Annotated in this window: 22 protein-coding genes; 9 read left to right on the forward strand and 13 right to left on the reverse strand. The window is 61.7% G+C overall.

The features are described from left to right. Genes ureE through ureG form a run of 3 tightly spaced genes read left to right on the forward strand, consistent with a single transcriptional unit; the run spans nt 1 to nt 1,979 of the window. Nucleotides 1-636, forward strand: coding sequence for an urease accessory protein UreE (gene ureE, locus OKW28_RS37080; protein ID WP_429452811.1), 636 nt, complete (start codon nt 1-3; stop codon nt 634-636). Then, nucleotides 623-1,303, forward strand: coding sequence for an urease accessory protein UreF (locus OKW28_RS37085; protein WP_429454580.1), 681 nt, complete (start codon nt 623-625; stop codon nt 1,301-1,303). Before ureE ends, OKW28_RS37085 begins: the two co-directional genes overlap by 14 nt. A 19-nt stretch (nt 1,304-1,322) precedes the next feature. Continuing rightward, entirely contained in the window at nt 1,323-1,979 is a 657-nt protein-coding gene (ureG, locus tag OKW28_RS37090) for an urease accessory protein UreG (RefSeq protein ID WP_429452813.1), read from the forward strand. A gap of 562 nt (nt 1,980-2,541) precedes the next feature. On the opposite strand, the gene OKW28_RS37095 is transcribed toward ureG, so the two are convergent. The 5 genes from OKW28_RS37095 to OKW28_RS37115 form a co-directional block, all read right to left on the reverse strand. Beyond that, entirely contained in the window at nt 2,542-2,718 is a 177-nt protein-coding gene (locus tag OKW28_RS37095; RefSeq protein ID WP_429452815.1) for a hypothetical protein, read from the reverse strand. A 738-nt stretch (nt 2,719-3,456) separates the two neighbouring features. Then, nucleotides 3,457-3,978 carry an N-acetylmuramidase family protein gene (locus OKW28_RS37100; RefSeq protein ID WP_429454582.1) on the reverse strand — a complete coding sequence of 174 codons (522 nt, stop codon included), beginning with the start codon at nt 3,976-3,978 and terminating at the stop codon, nt 3,457-3,459. Beyond that, nucleotides 3,974-4,459: a hypothetical protein gene (locus tag OKW28_RS37105; RefSeq protein ID WP_429452817.1), complete on the reverse strand. Its 486-nt coding sequence runs from the start codon at nt 4,457-4,459 to the stop codon at nt 3,974-3,976. Before OKW28_RS37105 ends, OKW28_RS37100 begins: the two co-directional genes overlap by 5 nt. A 40-nt stretch (nt 4,460-4,499) precedes the next feature. Continuing rightward, nucleotides 4,500-5,384 (reverse strand): hypothetical protein, encoded by an 885-nt coding sequence (locus tag OKW28_RS37110; protein ID WP_429452819.1) that lies wholly within the window; start codon nt 5,382-5,384, stop codon nt 4,500-4,502. Between the two features lie 93 nt (nt 5,385-5,477). Then, nucleotides 5,478-5,996, reverse strand: coding sequence for a hypothetical protein (locus tag OKW28_RS37115; RefSeq protein WP_429452821.1), 519 nt, complete (start codon nt 5,994-5,996; stop codon nt 5,478-5,480). A 181-nt stretch (nt 5,997-6,177) separates the two neighbouring features. Between OKW28_RS37115 and OKW28_RS37120 the strand changes: the two genes are divergently transcribed. Further along, a complete protein-coding gene (locus OKW28_RS37120) occupies nt 6,178-6,414 on the forward strand; it encodes a hypothetical protein (RefSeq protein ID WP_429452823.1) in 237 nt (78 codons plus the stop codon). Nucleotides 6,415-6,760: 346 nt separating this feature from the next. Here the strand turns inward: OKW28_RS37120 and waaA are convergent, their stop codons facing one another. From waaA to OKW28_RS37140, 4 genes are all read right to left on the reverse strand, one after another. After that, nucleotides 6,761-8,074, reverse strand: coding sequence for a lipid IV(A) 3-deoxy-D-manno-octulosonic acid transferase (waaA, locus tag OKW28_RS37125; protein ID WP_429452825.1), 1,314 nt, complete (start codon nt 8,072-8,074; stop codon nt 6,761-6,763). A gap of 88 nt (nt 8,075-8,162) precedes the next feature. Further along, nucleotides 8,163-9,047: a Kdo hydroxylase family protein gene (locus tag OKW28_RS37130; RefSeq protein WP_429452826.1), complete on the reverse strand. Its 885-nt coding sequence runs from the start codon at nt 9,045-9,047 to the stop codon at nt 8,163-8,165. Nucleotides 9,048-9,127: 80 nt separating this feature from the next. Then, nucleotides 9,128-10,129, reverse strand: coding sequence for a lipopolysaccharide heptosyltransferase I (gene waaC, locus OKW28_RS37135; RefSeq protein WP_184059725.1), 1,002 nt, complete (start codon nt 10,127-10,129; stop codon nt 9,128-9,130). 175 nt (nt 10,130-10,304) lie between these two features. Further along, complete coding sequence (locus OKW28_RS37140; RefSeq protein ID WP_429452828.1) at nt 10,305-11,699, reverse strand: phosphomannomutase/phosphoglucomutase; 1,395 nt, start codon at nt 11,697-11,699, stop codon at nt 10,305-10,307. 342 nt (nt 11,700-12,041) lie between these two features. Between OKW28_RS37140 and OKW28_RS37145 the strand changes: the two genes are divergently transcribed. From OKW28_RS37145 to galE, 4 genes are all read left to right on the forward strand, one after another. Then, nucleotides 12,042-13,304: an oligosaccharide flippase family protein gene (locus OKW28_RS37145; protein WP_429452830.1), complete on the forward strand. Its 1,263-nt coding sequence runs from the start codon at nt 12,042-12,044 to the stop codon at nt 13,302-13,304. Beyond that, nucleotides 13,301-14,131 (forward strand): glycosyltransferase, encoded by an 831-nt coding sequence (locus tag OKW28_RS37150; RefSeq protein ID WP_429452832.1) that lies wholly within the window; start codon nt 13,301-13,303, stop codon nt 14,129-14,131. The genes OKW28_RS37145 and OKW28_RS37150 overlap by 4 nt, the downstream gene beginning before the upstream one ends. A 149-nt stretch (nt 14,132-14,280) precedes the next feature. Further along, complete coding sequence (locus OKW28_RS37155) at nt 14,281-15,429, forward strand: glycosyltransferase family 4 protein (RefSeq protein ID WP_429452834.1); 1,149 nt, start codon at nt 14,281-14,283, stop codon at nt 15,427-15,429. A gap of 13 nt (nt 15,430-15,442) precedes the next feature. Next, the gene (gene galE, locus OKW28_RS37160; protein ID WP_429452836.1) at nt 15,443-16,465 is read left to right on the forward strand and encodes a UDP-glucose 4-epimerase GalE; all 1,023 of its coding nucleotides are present in this window, start codon (nt 15,443-15,445) and stop codon (nt 16,463-16,465) included. Between the two features lie 182 nt (nt 16,466-16,647). On the opposite strand, the gene OKW28_RS37165 is transcribed toward galE, so the two are convergent. Together OKW28_RS37165 and OKW28_RS37170 are read right to left on the reverse strand one after the other, a co-directional pair. Then, a complete protein-coding gene (locus tag OKW28_RS37165; protein WP_429452838.1) occupies nt 16,648-18,183 on the reverse strand; it encodes a hypothetical protein in 1,536 nt (511 codons plus the stop codon). 224 nt (nt 18,184-18,407) lie between these two features. Next, complete coding sequence (locus OKW28_RS37170; RefSeq protein ID WP_429452840.1) at nt 18,408-19,973, reverse strand: methyl-accepting chemotaxis protein; 1,566 nt, start codon at nt 19,971-19,973, stop codon at nt 18,408-18,410. Between the two features lie 248 nt (nt 19,974-20,221). Between OKW28_RS37170 and OKW28_RS37175 the strand changes: the two genes are divergently transcribed. Beyond that, a complete protein-coding gene (locus OKW28_RS37175) occupies nt 20,222-21,322 on the forward strand; it encodes an MraY family glycosyltransferase (RefSeq protein WP_429452842.1) in 1,101 nt (366 codons plus the stop codon). 214 nt (nt 21,323-21,536) lie between these two features. On the opposite strand, the gene OKW28_RS37180 is transcribed toward OKW28_RS37175, so the two are convergent. Beyond that, nucleotides 21,537-21,686, reverse strand: a complete 150-nt coding sequence (locus tag OKW28_RS37180; protein WP_429452843.1) for a hypothetical protein — start codon at nt 21,684-21,686, stop codon at nt 21,537-21,539. A 79-nt stretch (nt 21,687-21,765) separates the two neighbouring features. Further along, on the reverse strand, nt 21,766-22,293 hold the full coding sequence (locus OKW28_RS37185) for a DUF2778 domain-containing protein (protein WP_429452844.1): 528 nt from the start codon (nt 22,291-22,293) through the stop codon (nt 21,766-21,768). Between the last annotated feature and the right edge of the window lie 86 nt (nt 22,294-22,379).

Genomic DNA, 22,379 nt, shown 5'->3' on the forward strand with positions numbered 1-22,379 from the left:
ATGCGTACACTGAACAAACTTCTCGCGCCGCATCTGAAGATCGCGCCGGTACTCGTCAAGCGCGCGCCGACCTTGACGCTCGCGTTCGATGAACGTCGCAAGAGCCGTCTTGCCGCGACGCTCGATGACGGCGAGGAAATCGCATTGCTGTTGCCGCGCGGCACCGTGCTGCGCGATGGCGACGTGCTCGTCGCCGATGATGGCGGGCTCGTGCGTGTCGTTGCGGCTGATGAAGCCGTGCTTGTCGTACGCGCATCGGACGCGTTGACGTTGACGCGCGCCGCCTATCACCTCGGTAATCGTCATACGCCGGTCGAAGTGGGCGCCGATTATCTGAAGCTCGAATACGATCCGGTGCTCGCCGACATGCTCAAGCGCATCGGCGCGACGGTCGAGCAGGTGTCGCTGCCGTTTCAGCCTGAGGCCGGGGCGTATGGCGGTGGACATAAGCATGGGCACGACGAGACGTTCGCCGAGGACTATGCGATCGCGCAACAGGTGTTTGGTGAGCATCATGGGCATGAGCATGCTCCTGCCCACGAGGGCTCTTCGCACTCGCACGATCACGACCATGACCACGTGCGCGACGAATCGTGCGGACATGGACACCACCCGCATCGTCATGCGCATCGCTGAATTCACCGCGCTGCTGCATCTCGCGTCGCCAGCACTGCCGATTGGCGCGTTCAGCTATTCGCAGGGTCTCGAAGCGGCGATTGAAGCGCAGCTCATCACCGATGCCGACTCCGCGCGCATATGGATCGAACGCGGCCTGACCGACGTGCTCGCGCGCGGCGAGTTGCCGTTCCTCGCGCAGCAGATTGAACGCTGGCGCACGCACGACGCCGTGGAACTCGCCGACGCCAACGCCGAATTCCTCGCGAGCCGCGAGTCCGCCGAACTGCGCCGCGAAACGGAGCAGATGGGCTGGTCGCTGCGACAGCTGTGTATGTCGCTCGAATGGGGCGACGTGGCGAGGCGCGAAACGCTCGCGTCGCTGACGCCACTCGCGCAGCCGAGCGCGTTCGCATTCGCCGCTCACGCGCACAATGCTCCGGTCGATGCCGCGCTCGCCGCCTATGCGTTCAGCTGGGTCGAGAACCAGACCGCCGCCGCGTTGAAGGCGGTGCCGCTCGGCCAACTCGCGGGGCAACGCATCATCGTCGCGCTGCGTGAGCCGATCGACGCGGCCGTCGCGCGCGCGCTGGCGACCTCGCGTGACGACCTCAACACGTTCGCGCCGCAGCTCGGCATTCTGTCGGCGTGCCACGAGTCGCAGTATTCGCGGCTCTTCCGCTCGTAACACGATCACACGATCCATCATGAACGCATCTCATCATTCCGCTTCCGCTACCCAGATCCGCACGAAGAAGCTGCCGCCGCTGCGCGTGGGCGTCGGCGGCCCGGTCGGCTCGGGCAAGACCACGCTGCTCGAAATGCTGTGCAAGGCGATGCGCGACCAGTACGACCTCGTCGCGATCACGAACGACATCTATACGAAAGAGGATCAGCGTCTGCTGACCGTCGCGGGCGCGCTGCCGGCCGAGCGCATCATGGGCGTCGAGACGGGCGGCTGCCCGCACACCGCGATCCGCGAGGACGCATCGATCAACCTCGAAGCGGTCGACCGCATGCTCACGCGTTTTCCGGATGCGGACATCGTGTTCATCGAATCGGGCGGCGACAACCTCGCGGCGACCTTCAGCCCGGAGCTGTCGGACCTGACGATCTACGTCATCGACGTCGCGGGCGGCGAGAAGATTCCGCGCAAGGGCGGACCGGGGATCACGAAGTCGGATCTGCTCGTGATCAACAAGACCGATCTCGCGCCGCTGGTGGGCGCGAACCTCGATGTGATGGCATCCGATGCGAAGAAGATGCGCGGCGAGCGGCCGTTTGTGATGTGCAATCTGAAGGCGCTCGAGGGTCTTGATGACGTGGTGAAGTTTATTGAAAAGAAGGGGTTGTTGAAGGTGTGAGGGTGGGTTTGGGAATGTCTGTTGTCGCGAAAATTGTGTGCGGCGGATCGTGGTCCTAGTCTTGACATTCGAAATTGATCCATATCCCCTTTAATCAAGTACGATTTTTCAATGCCTAGTGATTTTGGGGAGTTAAAAAAGAATGCCCTATTACTAACTACCGCCCTCTCATTTGGCGCCTGAATACTGCCATAGGCTTGAGCATCACAACCAATCACTCTCTTCATTGCCTGCAACAAGACCGGATCATCGGATATTTCTTTGTTCCCGCAAAGAGCCGAAGACCTCAATTCGTCCTCTGGCGTCAGAAATTTTCCCTGGCCAAGCAGCAGCATCGCCGCAGAATATGCATTTGATGGCTCTGACAACGCTGATGAATTAAACGCAGCAATCTGCCTCACAAAAAAATTAACCTCATCTCCTGAATTATTTTGGTTTGATCGTGCATCGATGCTTTCGATTTTTCCAAGATGGAGATTCGTTTGAACGGTGCCAATTGATGTCAGCACTCCATGATGCGACGAAAAACAAAGCGATGAGCAGCAAAGATTTTATTGCGAAATCAAATTGTCGATTTTTTAGCATCAACTGCCTCCACTGCTTCCGCAATCCGTTGCGAATGGGTACCCCGCAGGAAATTCATCGACAGCCCATTCGGATTGACGTGAACACATCGCATTCGGGGAATGCCTAGGACTTTAACCAACTGAGCTTTTTGCTTTTTGCTTTCTACTGCCATGTCGGTGCTCTGTAGGCGAATTCGATCAAACACCGCTCGCATCTGGCTCTCGCTTGCAGCACGCCACCCCACTTCGGTAGCGGACCATGGGCGGCACGCATCGCAACCCACCTCGAAACGCCTTTGCCAATCGTAACGCGTGCCGTGCACGCGCGCGGCGCGTGTTGTCCCACTGAAGCGCGAGGCAGCGCATGTGTATGGAGGAGTGATTTACCATCGGCCCTAATCGCAACAAAGCCAATGAAACTCAAGAGCAGCCAAGCGCGCTACTCTCATCGCACCTCAAATGCTTAAGGATTCTTGACATGTTATCAATCACTTGCGATTGGCATTTAATCTGCCGTTCATCGCCCCCATTCTTAGATACCGCCACACCATAGTTGGAAACTTGAGATTCGGTAGCGTCATAATTCCGGAATACCGAGTATTCGTACCCCGCCCTTATGAAATGAATCCGCGTGTAATCAACATTCTGTCGAAAATAGTGATTATAATAAAATTCCCCTTCATCTCCTTGTTTTGCAGAATAGGACATCTCTATTTCTCCAGGCTTCCCAAATCGATAAGTTATCGTTTGAGTGCGCTTATCCATGCACAACGCGATAGTTTTTGAAGCCATAGTCAAGCAGGAAAAACCCACAGATTCCGTTGACTTGCATAGCGAGGGCGCAGCTATAGCCAACTCGCAAAAAGCGCCGCCAAACAGCGTCATCGCGCAGATTACATACTTTATTGATTTCATCGCCCACCTAGCTCCCTATAATTTCTTGCGATAGTTTCATCGTAGCCCTCTTGCGCTGGACCGTTGTATCTCACTGCGAACCCATGCCAGTCTTTACTGGACAGAGCCTTTTTCAAGACCGGATCTGCCTTGATAAAAGAAACAAACGCCCGAAGTTGATTAAGCTCAGACTCACTCACCGACGCAACATAGTCTTGCACATTATGGAAGCCCGTCGCCTTGAAATTGCTTCCTAATATCTGAAATCGTCCCCAAGATGAAGAAAGCAGTGCCGCATTTGAGTCGAGCGCATATGCTTCCATTAATTTTTCGTATTGAACCGTTTTTCTCCCGTAACCGCCTTGCAGGGGATTGGAAATGTGGGGATGGCTTTGATCGCAATTACCGTGGGTTGCGCGATGAAACAGATGTCGTTCGAAGAGAATAGTTGGCACCAAATCATCCCCCGAAGCCAATTCTTGGTCGGGTTTAAAGTACGGGCCTAACGAACCTGTTTCCGTTTTTGCAACCGCCTTAATTGCTTACCTCACACCCCAACTCCGTAGCGGCATCGGCATAGGCTTTTTCGTTAAGCGGCTGGCCATTGGATTTCAGTAAAAACTGAAGTTCGATTCGTTGTCCATGGATGGTAATAAACGGATGCGCGGAACCTTGACCAAAATTCCCCACCAGCCCAATCGGATTGATGTGATACACATCGGAGCCGGGAAAGCCAGGGACTCTAGCCGCAACCTCGTCCCACCAAACGAGCTTCGCGATACACTTTTTTTCCTCTTCATGCTCAGGCTTTGGCCCGGTGCGCTGCTCGATTGCACTGATCAGCGCCTGCCACTTTGCCGGGTTGGCCCATTCGCTTTCGTGCTTCGGGATGAGACGTGATGCCCGAAACGCGACCCACGGAAATCCGGAATTCTGAGGGCTTCGTCCTACGCTGCAAAGATCGTCCGCCGCGTGTACGCCGTCTCCGGTTGGATAGAGCACACGGTAGAGTGAACTCATGAGCGGACTCAGCTTGCCAAGAGAACCCGCACCGGGCACATCACTTCCGAGCGCATAGTCCACATAGTCGCCAGTGGTCGCGAAAATGGTGCGTCGGATCGTGCTCCCCGTCATGACACCCGAAATCGATCCAGCTTTGCGAAAACTCACGGGTAACGCGACCGCCGGCAAAGCTCTGCTCACGCACCCACCCTGAGATCGGATTGCGTTGCACATCGGCGGCGTCCACTTTCCACCAGCGCCACTTGTCCCTGTCGGCGCCGGGATCTTTTTCGATGAACAGGTGATCCGCATCCTGCGGCAGCGTGGCAAACGCGCAAACCTGGATCACATCGGTCTGTTTCGGATCCCGACCGGGTTGCCCATGGTCACGGTACAGAGTCGTTCCACGCTCAACGCGCAGGATCGTCGGATCTGCGGGCAGACCGAGTTGACTCCACTGCTTCGGATTTGCACAGTTGGTCTTGATCCACGCGCGTCCGGCCTCGATGAACTGCCTGATCCCCTCGCCGCAGAACACCTCGATGTGCGCCATCCGGGTTCCGGACGTGCACTCGTTCAGCGAGTCATAGCGGCCGAGGTGGCCAATCAGGTCGCCCGCCTTGATCGGGACGCCGCCTCGTGTTCCCTGAGGATCGTCCCGGCTGCACGCCTGATCAGTGATTACAATCACACAGTCGAAATTCGAATCAGAGATGTTCTCTTCGGCAACCGGGCCGCCGTTCTGCGCACCTAGGTAAATCCAGCCGTTGATAGCCACGGCGGGCGCGACATAGTCACCCGCTACGGGCGCGTGCAGCGTCGCACCGTTCAGGCCGGTTACCTGGCCCCACGCTGCGCCGTGCACCGTTTGCGTTTTGCCTATGCTGACGCTCGCACCCTGCGCAAGGATGCCGAGAACGGAGCCGTTAGGCGTCTTGCGCACGTGCAAACCTACCTGCGACGGGTCGGCAATCTGGCCGCTGCGACCCGGCAGGGGCTTGTCCTGTGCGTACTGCGTTAGCTGCCACTGCCGCGATCAGTACGCCGGTTTCTGCCGCTTAGGGAAGTTGCTGTCATAGTCGGCGTTGGACATCAGGTGCATGTACAGGCTGTAGAACGTCAGCTTCGTGCCGCGCGGAAACTCCATCTCATGGCGCACGAGAGCAAAGCCCGTACTGTAGGGCGCCTGAAACGGCATGTTGCTGCCGCCCAGTGCCAGTTGGCTGACCGGATAGTCGCTGTCGGCGCGGTAGGCGACCAGCACGCCATCTGCGATGCAGCGTAGTCCCGCGTCAAGGTCCAGCGCCTGACCTGCGCCGCCCTCAGTGACATGTATCCCACCATGCCACAGACCCTTGCGGCTAACGAGATACGAGCCGGACGGCTCGCTTGCCGCGAGCAGCCGGAAAACGTCATGCTCATCAGTGAACTGTGCTGATGCCGTGATATTGCCTTGCGGCTTGCGGAGGAAGGGAAAGGCGAATGCCGGTTGCTTGAGACGCGCTACATGTGGCTGTGGTGTCGGTGGTGCATTCGGTGCGAGATTGCTCGTCATGGATTCGGTGCGCTCCTGGATGAATAGGGCCGCACCACGATGACACACAGACAAGCAGCGTCAATTAGCCGACATCTGAATTTAAGCGAACAACTGTCAAACGCTTTTGCCGCAAGCTGCGGCGCGTTCGGTCGCGCGCTACGGGAATTCAGTCGCGCGGATGTTCGCTCTCGAAATGTAGATGCGCAAGCAAGACCCGCAATTCGGGTATCACGCAGCCGTATCCTTGCGGCCACAGGAACAGCGGTTCGCCAAGGCCCCACCGGCTCACCTCGACCTGTTCCCGGCAGAAGCGCAACATGTCGAACGGCAGCCGGTCGAAGGCCTGCCCACCGTCAGCACGCTTTCGCCGCGCGTCAGACTCTACATCGGCGGCATCACAGCGCTGCTCGCACGTTTTTCCATGCGATGTATCTGATTGTTCGGACCATGGCGCGGCATCGATGTACCGAGCTTCGCATCGATCGTTACAGCGATCGTGTATCTCTGGAGATGCAACATGTCAGCATTGGCCGCAACGCTGTGGCTAAACAACACCGTGAGAAAAAGGACATAAAGATGCCGCAGCATCCTCAGGACTTTCCGGAGGTGGCCTAGCGCACCGGAGAGCCATTTCCTGCCGAGCTTTTCGACTGAACAGTCATGGCAAGGCGTTTGAGAGATTCGTGGCGTCGTTTGATCGCATCGCCAGAGAGAGCGTCCAGCGGAATCGTTGCGCATCGAGCAAAACGCAACACGCCGCATTGCACGACACCCGCCCACCCTTACTCCGGCAACAACGCCGCCAACACATCCACCGTCCTCGCCGTCGCCCCGCGATGCCTCGCCGCAAACGCGGCAGCCGCACCGCCCATCGCGAGCCGCCGCGACTTGTCGCCGAACAGCTCGCGCAGCGCGCGCGCCAGACCGGACGGGTCCTGCACCTGCACGGCGGCACCGGCCGCGACCGCATCGGCGGTGGCTTGCGTGAAGTTGAAAACGTGCGGCCCGATCAGCACCGGCACGCCGACCGCGCACGCTTCGATCAGGTTCTGCCCGCCAAGCGGCAACAGACTGCCGCCGATAAACGCGAGATCCGACGCCGCGTAGTAAGCGCCCAACTCGCCCATCGAATCGCCGAGCAGCACGTTCACGTCGCGAGGCAGCGGCGCCACGCCATCGTCGGCGGTGCGCGCCGCCGACGCGACCTTCGCATCGGGCGCCCAACTCGATCGGCGTTCGAGCCGCAACCCCGCTTTCTCGACGAGCGCCGCGACTTCATTGAAGCGCTGCGGATGACGCGGCACCAGAATCAGCAGCGCATCGTCGACGCCGAGCGCCGCGAACGCCTCGAGCACGAGCGCTTCTTCGCCCTCGCGCGTGCTCGAGGCGACCCACACGGGCCGCGTGCCGATCGCCGCGCGCCACGCGTGGCCGCGTGCCGCGAGTTCGGGCGGCGTGCTCATGTCGAACTTCAGATTGCCGAGCACCGCGACATTGCGCGCGCCGAGCGAGGTCAACCGCTCGGCATCGGACGGACTCTGCGCGAGCACGCGCGCGAAGCCGCCAAACACGTCCTTCGTCGCACCGCCGAATTTCGCCGCGCGCTTGAACGAACGCGCCGACATCCGCGCGTTGGTCAGCACGAGCGGCACGTCGGCGCGACGGCACTCGTCGATCAGGGTCGGCCACACCTCGGTTTCCATCACGAGACCGAGCGACGGCCGCCACACGCGCAAGAAGCGCCGTACCGCATGCGGCATGTCGTACGGTAGATAACTGCGCAACACGCGGTCGCCGAAAATCTCGATGCCGGTCGCGCGGCCGCTCGGCGTCATGTGCGTAAGCAGAATGCGCGCGTCGGGGCGCGCCTTGATCAGCGCATCGATCAGCGGCTGCGCGGCGCGCGTCTCGCCGACCGACACCGCATGCACCCAGATCAACGGCGCGCTGTCCTCCAACAAGCGCCCGCGCGAATAACCGAAGCGCTCGCCGATATGCTCGCGATAACCGCGCTCCTTACGCGAACGGATCAACAGACGCAGCACCGCAAGCGGCGCGATGAGCCACCACAGCGCGCGATAGATCGCCCTTAGCATCGGCGCCCCGCGTGATTCGGAAAGCGCAGCGCGCTCACGCGCGCGATGCGGGCCGGCATCTGCCCGGTCCTCGAATCGACCGCCGCGCTCAAACCAGCGCCCTGCCCTTCAGGCGCTCGAGAATGCCGAGCGGCGCGCATTCCGGCTGCGCCATCGCCTTCACTGGCAGGAAGAAAGTCTGCTCCAGCATGAACTGGCCGGACATCACCGCATGCGAGGTCTGGTCGGAGAAGCACACCCACACGCTGCCCGGTGGAAACGGCATGGTCTGTTGCGGGCTCGTCTTCTGATAGTCGAGGTCGGCCTTCATGCCGTCGTGCAGACTGAGCATCAGATGATCGTATTCGCTGCGCAGCGATTTGGTCACGTGCAGCAGGTTCAGCAGCCACGCGGAGCCGGGCATCTGCGGCTTGATACGCGGCAGGAAGCGCTGCGCCATATCCTCGAACGGCTCGCCGACGCGCCATACGCGCGGCACGCCATGGGGATTGACGTTGGTGAACACGCGCAGGATGCGCTCGCCGTAATTCGGCCGCGACGGAAACGCGTCGACGTGCAGACGGCTATCGTCCTTGCGCCACGAGGTTTCGCGTGTCTCGACCTGATGCAGCCGCAGGCTCGTCGGCGCGACACGCAGCTTGCCGCTGTACTCGGGAAAGAGCCCGTCGACGAGCGTGCGCGCATTCGCCTGATAACGCGCGATCAACGCGCGCACCGCCGATTGCGTGACCGCATCGCCGGCCACGCCATGCAGCGCGCCGCCGTTCGGTTCGAGACTGATGTTCTTGCGGTTCGGATCGGCGAGCGCCGGGTCGAGCAGCGCCTGTTCGCCACCGTCGATCGCGAAGCGCAGGTTCGGGAAGTACAGCACCTTGCCGCGCTCGACGCCGGCGAGCAGCGTCTCGCGCGGCACGGACAGATTGCAGCCGTGCCAGTCGGCGTTCGCTACTTCGATGATCTGGGATTCGTTCATGGTCGCCCTTTGGAACGGAGGGTGCGCAAGGCGAAGCGCACCGACAGGATGCAGCAGGTGCTGATGCCGGCCGGCCCGGGTTACAACAGCCCGAAGCCGGCGAGCACCGACTTCACCTGCTGCAGCGTAGGCGGCTGCCCCGCCGCGCCTAGATTGACGACGTTCGGCGACCAGTAGCCGCCGGTGCGCCACGCGGTCGAGAAATTGTACAACTCGACCGTGGGCCGCTTCAGCGCCGCCGCGATATGGACCAGACCTGTGTCAACCCCGACCGTCGCGGCCGCGCCATCGATCAGCCCCACCACCGCCGGCAGCGACAGCTTCGGCGGCACGATCGCGGCCGCGCCGAACTCCTTCGCGAGGCGCTCGCTGGTCGCGCGCTCGGCGTCGCTGCCCCACGGCAGCACGATCGATGCGCCGCGCCGCACCAGCGCTTGCCCGAGTTCGATCCACGCGGCATCGGGCCACTGCTTGTCGGCGCGCGAAGTCGCGTGCACGAACACCACGTACGGCACCGGCAGATTCAGATTCGCCTGCGACAGCGCGAGCGCGGCACGGCCCGTGTCGAGACCGAAGTCGATGTCGTCGGTAGGTTGCGGCGGCGGATCGTTCAGCGCCGCGGCCACCAGTTGACGCGTGCGTTCGACCACGTGCGTGCGCGGGGCGATCGGCACGCGCCGCCCGTAGAAAAAGCGCACCGGCCATTCGTAGCCGGCGCCTTCGGTACGGTTGCCGAGGCCGACGAGCGGTCCGCGCGCCATGTTCGCGAGCCACGCGGTCTTGATGAGGCCCTGGCAGTCGATTACCAGATCGTAGTGCTCGGCGGCGAGCGCGCGGCGAAACGCGCCGATCTCGCGCCAGTTGTCGACGGACAGGATGCGCTTGCGCCAGCGCCGCAGCGACACCGGAATCGCGCGCCGCACGCCGCTCACGAGTTCCACGAGCCCGACGAAGCTTTCCTCGACGAGCCAGTCGATCTGCGCGTCGGGATGACGGCGCCGGATGTCGGCGATCACGGGCATGTTGTGAACGACGTCGCCCAGCGACGACACCCTCACGATCAGTATCTTTTGCGCGCTCAAGAGTGAGAAAACCGGCTATCCGGCTCGAAGATGCGTTGAAAGGACCGCAATTCTAGCGCGCCGTCCATGAAAGACATGAAAAACGCGGCGCGGTAAGGCAACCCGCGCCGCGTTCGGTAGGGGCGACGCTTCGAGCCGTCTTAACGAACTTCGAAGCGCCGCGCCGCATCAGCCGTCAGAACGGCAGTTTCGCATCGGCCTTCTCCGCGAGAATCACGCGGCGGAAGTCGTCCTGGATGCGTTTGAGCGCCGCGTCGTTGTCGGCCTCGAAACGCATCACCACGACCGGCGTCGTGTTCGACGAACGCGCGAGGCCGAAGCCGTCCGGATACTCGACGCGCAGACCGTCGATCTTCACGACGTTGTCCGCGCCGGTGAACTTCGCGTTCTGCTGCATACGCGCGATCAGCTCGAAGTTCTCGCCTTCTTCGAGTTTCAGCTGCAGCTCAGGCGTGGAGTGCGAGTTCGGCAGCGAGTTCAGCAGCTTGCTCGGGTCGGCGACACGCGTGAGGATCTCGAGCAGACGCGCTCCCGTGTACAGGCCGTCGTCGAACCCATACCAGCGGTCCTTGAAGAACACGTGGCCGCTCATTTCGCCAGCCAGCGGCGCGCCGGTTTCGCGCAGCTTCGCCTTCACGAGCGAGTGGCCGGTCTTCCACATCAGCGGCTCGCCGCCCTTGTCCTTGACCCACTTCGCGAGATTGCGCGTGCACTTCACGTCGTAAATGATCTGCGCTCCCTTGTTGCGCGACAGCACTTCTTCGGCGAACAGCATCAGCTGACGGTCCGGGTAGATGATCTGGCCGTCTTTGGTGACGACGCCGAGGCGGTCGCCGTCGCCGTCGAACGCGAAGCCGATTTCCGCATCCGTTTCCTTCAGCGCGCGAATCACGTCTTCGAGGTTCTCCGGGTGCGCCGGGTCCGGGTGGTGATTCGGGAAGTTGCCGTCGACTTCGGTGAACAGTTCGACGAGTTCGCAGCCGAGCTTCCTGAACAGCTTCGGCGCGAGCCCACCGGCCACGCCGTTGCCGGTATCGACGACGATCTTGATCGGACGCGCGAGCTTCACGTCGCTCACGATGCGCTCCAGATACGCGTCGGCGATGTCGTACTCGGCGTAGCTGCCGCTGCCGTCGGCGAAGTTCTCGTCGACGATGCGCTGATGCAGCGCGAGAATCTGCTCGCCGTAAATGGCCGCGCCGCGCAGCACCATCTTGAAGCCGTTGTAGTCCGGCGGATTATGGCTACCCGTCACGACGATGCACGAGTCGACGCGGCGCTCGCCGCCCGCCAGCTTCAACGGTACGCTCGCCGCGAAGTAGCCGACCGGTGTGGGCACCATGCCCACGTTCACGACATCGACGCCGGCCGCACGCAGGCCGTCGGACAGCGCCCCAATCAGCTCGGGGCCCGACAGGCGTCCGTCGCGCGCGACCACGACCGCGTCGCCGCCCTGCGCGCGCACTTCGCTGCCGAATGCGCGACCGATGGAACGCGCGGCGTCGGCGTCGAGCGTCTTGCCAATGACGCCACGAATGTCATACGCCTTGAAAATGGATTTGGAGATCATATTGGCTCACTTGCGTGCAATGGAAAATTTTGACCTGCGCACCGATCTCGACCGGTAACAATCGCCGGTAAAAACGCGGTAAAAATTCGCGTTAAAAACCACGGTAATACTCACGTTAAAAACACGTGTTACCGCGCCTCGATGTCCCCTTGCCGGAAGCGGTCCGGTTCCAACTTATAATTGCGTTCTTCTGACCAGCCTGAATACCGCCATTCTAATGCTTAGACGCCCTCCTTTTGTAAAGTTGCCGTGGCTGCCGGCCGGGAGGGCGAATGCGCATAGCGCCGCATGCATGGCCGTGCGAGGCGGCTTGACCGACGCGCAGCGGCGAGCGGCCAACGGATGCTGACACTCAAGCGTTTCGCCAATCCCGACGTCACCCGAGCGTTTACGAACATCGTCTGGCTGGGTCTCGAGCGGCTTACGCAGATCGGCGTCGCAATCGTGATCAGCGGCATGCTCGCGCGTTACTTCGGGCCCGAAGCGTTCGGCAAATGGCAGTACGCGAATACGCTGCTGCTGGTGCTGTCGCCGATCACCTGGGTCTGCGGCGCGGAAATCCTCGTACCGACCATCGTCAACCGGCCGCCCGAACGACTCGGCACCGTCCTCGGCAGCGCGTTCGCGTTGCGCTTCTCCGTCTCGGCCGTTGCGCTGCTGCTCACGTGGCTCGGCATTGCGCTGCACTTCTTCGAACCGCTCGTCGGTGCGATGCTCGCCGGCCTCTCGGTGACGATGCTGTTTCGCGAGCCGTTCGTCGGCGTGATCAACGCGTGGCTGCAAAGCATGACCTACAGCAAGCCGCAATTGCTGACCAGCATGAGCACCGCGGTGATCAAGGCGGCTCTCGTCTATCTGCTGGTGCGCGCGACGGCCGCGCCCGCGCGTTTCGGCTGGCTGTGGGCGCTCGAAGCGGCGGCGATCGGCGCGGTGCTGTTGCTCTACTTCATGCGCCGGCATGGCGGCAAGCTGGGCTGGCATGTCGAACGTTCGCTCTTCAGGCACTTCGCGAGCGCGGGCACCGTGTTCTGGCTCGGGCTCATCTGTATGTATCTATTTCTGAAACTGGACCGGCTGATGCTCGAGCGCGCGATTTCGTTCGCCGACCTCGGTCGCTACTCGGCCGCCCAGCAGTTGAATGAAAACTGGATCACGCTCGCGCTGATGCTCGCGCAAACCATTGCGCCCGCATTCGTCTACCGCGTGCAAGGCATCGCGCAACTGCGCCGCAACATGTGGCGGCTCGCCGCGCTGACCGCCGTGCTGATGGTGTGCGGCGCGTTCGTGCTCGATCTGCTCGCGGGCTTCATCATCCGCCGTGTGTTCGGGCCGGACTTCGAAGGCGCGATCGAAATCTTCCGCTGGGCCGTATGGCTGTCGGTGCCCGCCGGCGTCGAGGCGATCGGCAATCTGGTCGTGCTCAAATATCAGGCCAGGTTCGTGTTGCTCGCCAAGTGGCTGCTCGCGCTCGCCGTCGCGTTCGCGGTCAATCTGCTGGCGATCCCGCGGCTCGGCGCGTATGGCGCGCTCGTCGGCCTCGCGGCCGGCTATCTGGCGGCCGTCTCGGTCAATCTTTATTACATCCGTTTCAAATTGCGCCCATGACGAACTCATCCGCCACCGCGCAAACCACGCTCGACGACGTCGCGGTGCTGATACCCGCCTATAACGGCCAGGCGGACGTCGATTCTACGCTCGCGTCGTTCGAAGAAAGTGCGCTGGTGCACGTACTGATCGTCGATGACGGCAGCACGCCGCCGATCGTCGCGCCCACGCTGCCGAACCTGAAGATCGAAGTGCTGCGCATGGCGCAGAACGGCGGCATCGAGCGTGCGCTGCGAACCGGCATCGACGCGCTCGCGCAGCGCGGCTTTCGCTATGCGGCGCGCATCGACGCGGGCGATCGCGCGGTGCCACAGCGGCTCGCGAAGCAGCGCGCGTTCATGGAAGCGCATCCGAACGTGGCGGGCCTCGGCATGTGGACCCAGGTCGTCACGCGCGCGGGCGAGCCGCTTTTCATGCTGACGCCGCCGGCCGAGCCGAACGTGATCCGGCGCCAGCGCTTTTTCCGCTCGTGCCTCGCGCATCCGTCGATGATGCTGCGTATCGATGCCGTCCGCACAGTCGGCAACTACCGCGCCGCGTATCGTTCGGCGGAGGACCTCGATCTGTTCGTGCGTCTGATGGAACGCTATGACTGCGCGAATCTGCCGGAACTCGGCCTTTTCTATGAGCTGAACGAAGGCGGCATCAGCGCGACGAAACGGCGCCGGCAGATCGGTTCGACGCTGCGTTTGCAGTTGCGCTACTTCAACGTGGCCAATCCGTACGACTGGTTGGGCCTCGCGAAGAATCTGTTGCATCTGATGCTGCCTTATCGCACGTTGCAGCGGGTCAAGCGCGCGCTGCTCACGCCGCGCGCGAACCGTTGAGTCGCGCCGCGTGTGAGCGCTGTCGTTGTCGTTGTCGTTGTCGTTGTCGTTGCCGCAGTCGCTTCATTCGCTGAGGTTCGCGCCGCATCGTAGGGCGCTGTCTTCGTATCAATGGTCCACACTTCATTCAACGCCCGGCATTTCTTCGCATGAAGCCCTCTTTCAAGTCGACGCCCGCGCTACGCATTACACTCGTTTGCAACACGGCCTGGGCAATCTATACGTATCGGCAAGGGCTGATCCGCACGCTGATCGGGCGCGGCGTCGACGTGACGGTGCTCGCGCCGCGCGACCGCACGTTCGAGTTGCTCGTCGCGATGGGCTGCCGTTGCATCGAGCTGCCGATGGCGTCGAAAGGCACGAGTCCGGGCGAAGATCTGCGCACGCTCGTCGCGCTGTATCGGCAGTACAGGACCATCCGTCCGCATGTCGTGTTTCATTACACGATCAAGCCGAACATCTACGGCTCGATCGCGGCGAAGCTGGCTGGCGTGCAGTCGGTGGCGGTCACCACCGGGCTCGGCTACGTGTTCATCCAGCACAGCCGCGCCGCACAGATCGCCAAAAGGCTGTATCGTTTTGCTTTCCGCTTTCCGCGTGAAGTGTGGTTCCTGAATCGCGACGATCAGGCCGCGTTCATCGACGGCAAGCTGCTCGTACATCCGGAGCGCGCGCGGCTGTTGCACGGCGAGGGCGTCGATCTCGAGCAGTTCGCGTTCACGCCGCTGCGCGAGCGCGCGGAGTTTCGCTTCGTGCTGATCGGGCGGCTGCTGTGGGACAAAGGCGTCGGCGAATACGTCGAGGCCGCGCGGCAATTGCGCGCGCGCTACCGCCACGCGCGCTTTCAGCTGCTCGGGCCGGTCGGCGTCGACAATCCGAGCGCGATCACGCGCGACGAAGTCGCCGAGTGGGAACAGGAAGGTGTGATCGAATATCTGGGCGAGGCGCACGACGTGCGGCCGTTCATCACCGATGCCGATTGCGTGGTGCTGCCGTCGTATCGCGAAGGCGTGCCGCGCACGCTGATGGAAGCGTCGGCGATGGGCCGGCCGATCGTCGCGACCGACGTGCCCGGCTGCCGCGAGGTGGTGGCCGACGGCGTCAACGGCTTGTTGTGCGAAGCGCGCAATGCGCAGAGCCTTGCCGCGAGTCTCGCACGCATGCTCGACATGAGCGGCGCGGAGCGGCGCGCGATGGCGGAACGCGGCCGGCAGAAAGTCGCGACCGAATTCGACGAACGCATGGTCGTCGAAACCTATAAAGACCTGGTGCAAAAAATCACGGGTGTTTTACTTTAATGGGAGCAACAGCATGACCACGAAGGGCACGATTCTGGTAACGGGCGGCGCGGGTTTCATCGGCTCGCACACTTGCGTCGAACTGCTGAACGGCGGCTACGACGTCGTGGTGATCGACAATCTCGTGAACAGCAAGCGCGAAGCGGTGCGGCGCGTCGAGAAAATCACCGGCCGTGCGGTGAGCTTCTACGACGACGACGCGCGCGACGCAGCCGCGCTGCAGCGGATTTTCGATGCGCATCCGATCACCGGCGCGATTCATTTCGCGGCGCTGAAAGCGGTCGGCGAGTCGGTCGCGAAGCCGATCGAGTACTACGCGAACAACGTCGGCAGCCTGCTGACGCTACTCGGCGTGATGCGCGATCGCAACGTCAAGCAGTTCGTGTTCAGTTCGTCGGCAACGGTGTACGGCGTGCCGAAGAGCTCGCCTATCGACGAATCGTTCCCGCTGTCGGCGACCAATCCGTATGGTCAATCGAAGCTGATCGCCGAGCAGATCCTGCGCGATCTCGAAGTGTCGGACCCATCGTGGCGCATCGCGACGCTGCGCTACTTCAATCCGGTCGGCGCGCATGAAAGTGGCCTGATCGGCGAAGATCCGGCCGGCATTCCGAACAACCTGATGCCGTACGTCGCACAGGTCGCGGTCGGCAAGCTCGACAAGCTGCGCGTGTTCGGCGGCGACTACGAGACGCCCGACGGCACCGGCGTGCGTGACTACATCCACGTGGTCGATCTCGCGCGCGGGCATCTCGCCGCGCTCGATGCGCTCGTCGAGCGCGATGCGAGCTTCGTCGTCAATCTCGGCACGGGCCAGGGCTATAGCGTGCTCGACGTGGTGCGCTCGTTCGAGAAGGCGTCGGGGCGACCGGTGCCGCACGAGATCGTCGCGCGCCGCCCGGGCGACGTCGCGCAGTGTTTCGCGGACCCGAGCGCGGCCGAGAAAATCATCGGCTGGCGCGCGCAGTTCGGCATCGAGCGCATGTGCGCGGACCACTGGCGCTGGCAGTCGATGAATCCGCAGGGGTTTGCGTAAAGAGATCGATGTGAGGCAGTTCGGGTCGCCGTCCCTGGGATGGCGACCGCTCATCGGATCTGTTTCCAGGATCTGTTTCCAGGATCTGTTTCCAGGATCTGTTTCCAGGATCTGTTTCCAGGATCTGTTCCTAGGGTCTGTTTGCATATGGAACGCACGTGCGTTCCATATGCAAACAGACCCTAGCCAGCGAAGTGCGGATTCATCGTGTCGTGAAACGGCGCAAGCCATGTCGGCTGCCCGAGCGTGACGCGCGAATTCCAGTGCGTTTGCTGTCCAGCATCGCGGGTCGACGCATCGGCACAGCCCCTGACGAACGCAACCTGCCCCACCAGCGGACGTCGTATCGCGATGAAGCGAACGCCCTCCGGCATCGGCAATGCCCGCACGCCATAGACGCTCTCCAGTTGCCCGTGGGTATCGGCAACCGTGAATCGGCCCATGTAGGTGTTGGCCCATCCGCCGCAGTCGAACTGCGTGTCGACCATCAACGCGGGACTATCGGCCGAAACTTCGCGAGGCTCCAGCCTGATGGACAACATGACGAGCGACGCAATCAGCGCTGCCAGAGGAATGGCGCGTCGACGCTGAAACAGGCGCTGGATAAATAAAAAGCCAAGCAGCGCATACGCAGGCATCACCCAGGTGAAGTAATGGATATTGCCGTATCGCCAGATGCCATTGGGCAACAGGTCGACGTAGGCGATATACAGGCAGGTGTAGGCCACCGTGGCCGCCGCCAGCATCCAGATCACGGCTTCACGCCGGGACGCGCGATGAATCTGGCGCGCAAACAGCAGCAGCAATGCGGGAACGGCTAACGCAATCCACGGCGCACGCTGCAGGATGCCGCGTCCTTCCGCAAACCATGGATACGGATCGAAAAAAACTACATACGTCTTCCACAGAAAATTCCAGAACACAAAACCGATTTTTGCCGATTGCTCGAAATAGTCCGTGGTATGAAAGTGATAAATCCGCAGATGAACGAGCATGAAGGGAATCACAACGCATAACCCTCCGTATATCGCCCAAACCATATGGCGGAACACGGCGCGCTTCTCGATCCAGTCGCATACCAGCATCGCTAGCAGGAAAATCCCCGGCACTAGCACGTCGACCGGGTGGATCGCCATGACGCTGGCCGCGAGCAGACCGATCGCAAAATATCGCCGCTTCGCGGGCACTGCTTCGGGCTGCAATACGTAACGGCCGCTCAGCCACAAACTGATCCAGATGAGCGCGGCAACCGGGATGGTCGTCCATGGAACAACCCAATGCTGAAACAATTCGGGATCGCAAATACTCGCGCCCAAAAACAGCAGCACTGCCCAGATCGGATGGATGCCCGCGCAGCGCGCGAAACCGATAAAAGCAAAATAACAGGCCAGCAGCGCAACCAGGTTCGGCACAAAAAACGGATGAACCGGCGCGACCCCAACGAATAACGCGCCAATTGCGCTATATCCGAGCGGGTAGACGTAAAGCCCCACCGAGAAATCCCGATGCAATAAAGCCGTCGCCGACTTCAGATAATTCGATTGGTCCCACCAGGTCCACCAGCCGTCGCTGGTCGTGGTCGGCAACGCGGCATGCGCGAAATAGGTTTTGACGTAGAGGGCGGCGATCAGCACCGCTCCTGCCACGGAGATCCATCGACTGATTGCCGTGCTACCGCGTCCCTGACTCAAACGGGACGTCGACGAATTGGTTTGCATGATCGCGCCTGTTTTGAAAATGCCAGCGGTACGCCCGCATTTCTGGCTGTTTTCTTCAACTCCTGAATCGCGCGATTATAAAGAACTTATGTGAAGCTGGCGCCGCGCATCGAAAACGCAAGGCACCTGACGGGTAAGATAGGTCATGAATGCGAGAGGTCGCGGGAAGGCTGTCAACGGGCTGTCAATGCGCCGAGCACCGACAGCCACGTATTGCTCGAGACTCAAGCTAGCGCAGCCGACTCCTCGAGACGAAACACCGAAATCGCCTCCTTCAGAATGATGGCCTGCTCCTCCAGCGACTTCGCCGCGGCCGCCGCCTGCTCGACGAGCGCCGCGTTGTGCTGCGTGACTTCGTCGATCTGCGACACCGCCTTGTTGACCTGCTCGATGCCGTCGCTCTGTTCGAGCGCCGACGCCTCGATCTCGCTCATCACGCCGGTCACGCGCTCGACAGCCTTCAGCGCTTCCTGAATCGTCTTCTGCGCATCCGACACCAGCGAGGCACCCTCCTCGACCTTCGCCGCCGACTCGCCGATCAGCTCCTTGATCTCCTTGGCCGCCGCGCCCGAGCGCTGCGCGAGGCTGCGCACTTCCGAGGCGACCACCGCGAAGCCGCGTCCCTGCTCGCCCGCGCGCGCCGCTTCGACGGCCGCGTTCAACGCGAGAATGTTGGTCTGGAACGCGATCCCCTCGATCATGCCGATGATCTCCGTGACCTTGCGCGACGACTCGCTGATGCCGTCCATCGTCTCCGTCACACGCGACACCACCTTGCCGCCGCGCGTGACCGTATCGAGCGCGCCGTGCGCGAGGCGGTTCGCCTGCTTGGCGTTGTCGGCGTTCTGTTTCACGGTCGCCGACAGCTGCTCCATGCTCGCCGCGGTCTGCTGCAGCGCGGCCGCCTGCTGCTCGGTGCGCGCCGACAGATCGGCATTGCCCGACGCGATCTCGTTCGCGCCCTGCGTGATCGCGCTCGTGCTGCCGCGCACCTTGCCGACCGTTTCGACGAGGCCGTCGCGCATCCGCGTCAGCGCGCCGAGCAGCTGGCCCATCTCGTTGCGCGACTTCACCTTGATCGACGCGCTCAGGTCGCCGGCCGCGATGCGCTCGAAGTGCTTGACCGTCGCGTTGACCGGCTTGATCAGCGCCGACGACAACGCGACGCGCGCGCCCACGGCAATCACGAGCGCGATCACAGCGATCGCGCCGAACAGCGCCGTCGCGAGCTGGAAGCGGCGCGCGCCGGTCGCGGCCTGCTGATGCTGATTGTCGATCTGCGCTTTTTCGAGCGCGTCGATCGCTTTCGAGTAGGACGCGTAGAAACTGTTCGCGGTGTCGCCCTGGATGTTGCGGAAGGTGTTGAAGTCGAAGTCGGCCAATGCCTTGAATTCCGGTTCGATCGCCTTGTCGACGAGCGCCGCGCGCGCGTCGCCGACGCTCTGCGCGAGCTTGCGCTCTGCGTCGCTCGCGAACGGGCCGGCCATGTAGTTGCGGAAGTCGTTGTTCGAGTCGAGCAGCACCTTGTGCGCGGCCGGCAGCAGATCGTCGGTCTGCTTGCCGACGCTGAACAACGTCTGATAGGTGCCCAATGCGAGCTGCACCTGCAGAAGCTTCTCGGAACTCGCCTTCAGATGCGACAGCGCGACCGCACTGCGCTGCGTGTCGTCGAGGCCGTCGTTGGCGAGCTTCAGCGCGCCGTAGCCGACAGCGATCACCGTCAGAAGGAAGGCGACGAATACGCTGATCACGAGCGTCAGTCCGCCACGAATTGTGATGTTATTTAGCATTGGGTCTCCGGAACGCCTTTGTTGCGCGCGACTTACACTTCGTCGCATCCAGGTTTACGGTTGCGGCGCGCGCGCGCCGCATAGGGGGAATCCATGAGGAGCGAGCGCTCACGGGCCTGTGCGGGCCGCTTCGGTCTCGCTATCTGGGATTTTTTGCCGGCCTGGATGAAAGCTTCGCGCCCGTGCCGCGCGCCGGCCGACGCACGTTTCGTTTGTATAATTCCGCGTCTTCGCTCAGGCCCACTTTCATGCTTAGTTTTGCGCTCGGCTTTCTCGTCTCTCTGCTGATCACGCTGTTGATCGTGCGCTATGCGCATCTGCATGAAAAGTTCTCGACCGACACCGATCTGGCCGGCGTCCAGAAATTCCACGTGCGTCCGGTGCCGCGCATCGGCGGGACTGGGATTCTGGTCGGGCTGATCGTCTCCGCGGTGCAGTTGCATCGCGCGTATCCAGCCGTATCGGGCAGCATTCTCGGGTTGATCGCGTGCGGCATGCCGGCGTTCGGCTCGGGGCTCGTCGAGGATCTGACCAAGCGCGTGTCGCCGCTCGCACGCCTGATCTGCACGATGGCGGCCGCCGCGCTCGCCTGGTTCTTTCTCGACATCGCGGTCACGCGCATCAGCGTGCCGCCGCTCGACTTTCTGCTGTCATATGCGGCGATCTCGTTCGTGGTCACGGTGCTCGCGGTCGCGGCGCTCGCCAACGCGATCAATATCATCGACGGCTTCAACGGTCTCGCGTCGATGGTCGCGTTCATGATGTTCGCGTCGCTCGCGTATGTGGCGTTCCAGGTGCACGACCCGGTCGTGCTGTCCGCGTCGTTCATGATGATGGGCGCGGTGCTCGGCTTCTTCATCTGGAACTTCCCGGCCGGGCTGATTTTTCTCGGCGACGGCGGTGCTTACTTCATCGGCTTCATGCTCGCCGAGCTGTCGATCCTGCTCGTGATGCGCAATCGCGACGTATCCGCGTGGTATCCGGTGCTGCTCTTCATGTACCCGATCTTCGAGACCTGCTTCTCGATCTACCGCAAGAGGTTCATTCGCGGCATGTCGCCGGGCATTCCGGATGGCGTGCATCTGCATATGCTGGTCTACAAGCGGCTGATGCGCTGGGCGGTCGGCGCGCGCACCGCGCGCGAGCTGACGCGCCGCAACTCGCTGACGTCGCCGTATCTGTGGCTGCTGTGCCTGATCGCGGTCGTGCCGGCGACGCTGTTCTGGCGGCACACGCTGCATCTGTTCTGCTTCGTTGTGGTGTTCGCGGCGACTTATGTGTGGCTTTATGTGAGCATCGTGCGGTTCAAGTCGCCGCGGTGGATGGTGGTGAGGAAGGGGAAGCGGTGAGCAGAAGCGATAAAGGCGCCCGAGGGCGCCTTTTTATTGGTCGAAATAGCCTTAGCCGCCTCGAAAGTGGCTCATATGTACCATGGGTATCGGCCGAAAATTCGAAATCCGTTCACTCGGCTCGAAATGTAGCAATGGAACCCTCTCGTCACCGGGATTCCTCGAAATTCATCAATGCACGGGATAAAAAAAGCCCCGTCGCCGGGGCTTTCGTCTACTTCGCGCGATACCACCGCCATAGCTTCATGATCGCCACATACGCCAGCACCGCCACGAGCAGTTCGATAGTCATCCACAGGCCGATATACAGGTTTTCGGGATCACCGATACCTAGCACCTCCGAAGCGTGTATCCATGCACGCATCTCGGGCTCGGTCCACCCATCGTCGTACGGTCGGACAAATCGGAATGACAGAAGGTACAGACCTATAAACAGCAGGACTTTAAGCACCCTTCGGACAGGTGTTGCCATATGTGATGACCTCAATTGTTCCGTAGGCGCGAAGCCCCGAATTGCCGGCAGGGATCGTCATGGTGTGCAGGAGTGAGTTGCGGATTCTCAGGAAATCCGTACGGCTCGGCAGGGTAATGCAGCCAAGCGAAACACCCCGACCACCTGCCGGATGCAACCTGAAGTTTCCACGCCGCACGCCGTTGATCCATGTGTAATCGTCGATTAGCCCATCATCACGATACAGTGCAAACCATTCACTGTGATCGGTCGCGTGCGACGAGTAGTAATTGAACTCATCTTTTAACCACGTTTCTACCGCAGAGCGCACGCCGCCAGTAGGGCGCGGGACGATCCAGTACTTGCCAGCGGGGATCGGCCCGTTATTGGGAACCATTGTGCAGCCGCCCCGATTGCGGTATTGGCCGTTGCCGGAATAGGCGTCGAATGTGCCGATGCCATTAATGGTGAGCGGTGACAGCGGCGCGTTGTTCACGAGAAATTTGCCGAAGTAAGCCATGTTTCACGCCTCCCGATTGCGCTGGCTGTAGGTCATTGCGTCCTGCATAGATTCCTCCCGTTGGTGAACCTTGACCGTAAGTGCGC

The organism is Paraburkholderia sp. 40, from assembly GCF_050434105.1.
GTDB classification, from domain to species: domain Bacteria; phylum Pseudomonadota; class Gammaproteobacteria; order Burkholderiales; family Burkholderiaceae; genus Paraburkholderia; species Paraburkholderia tuberum.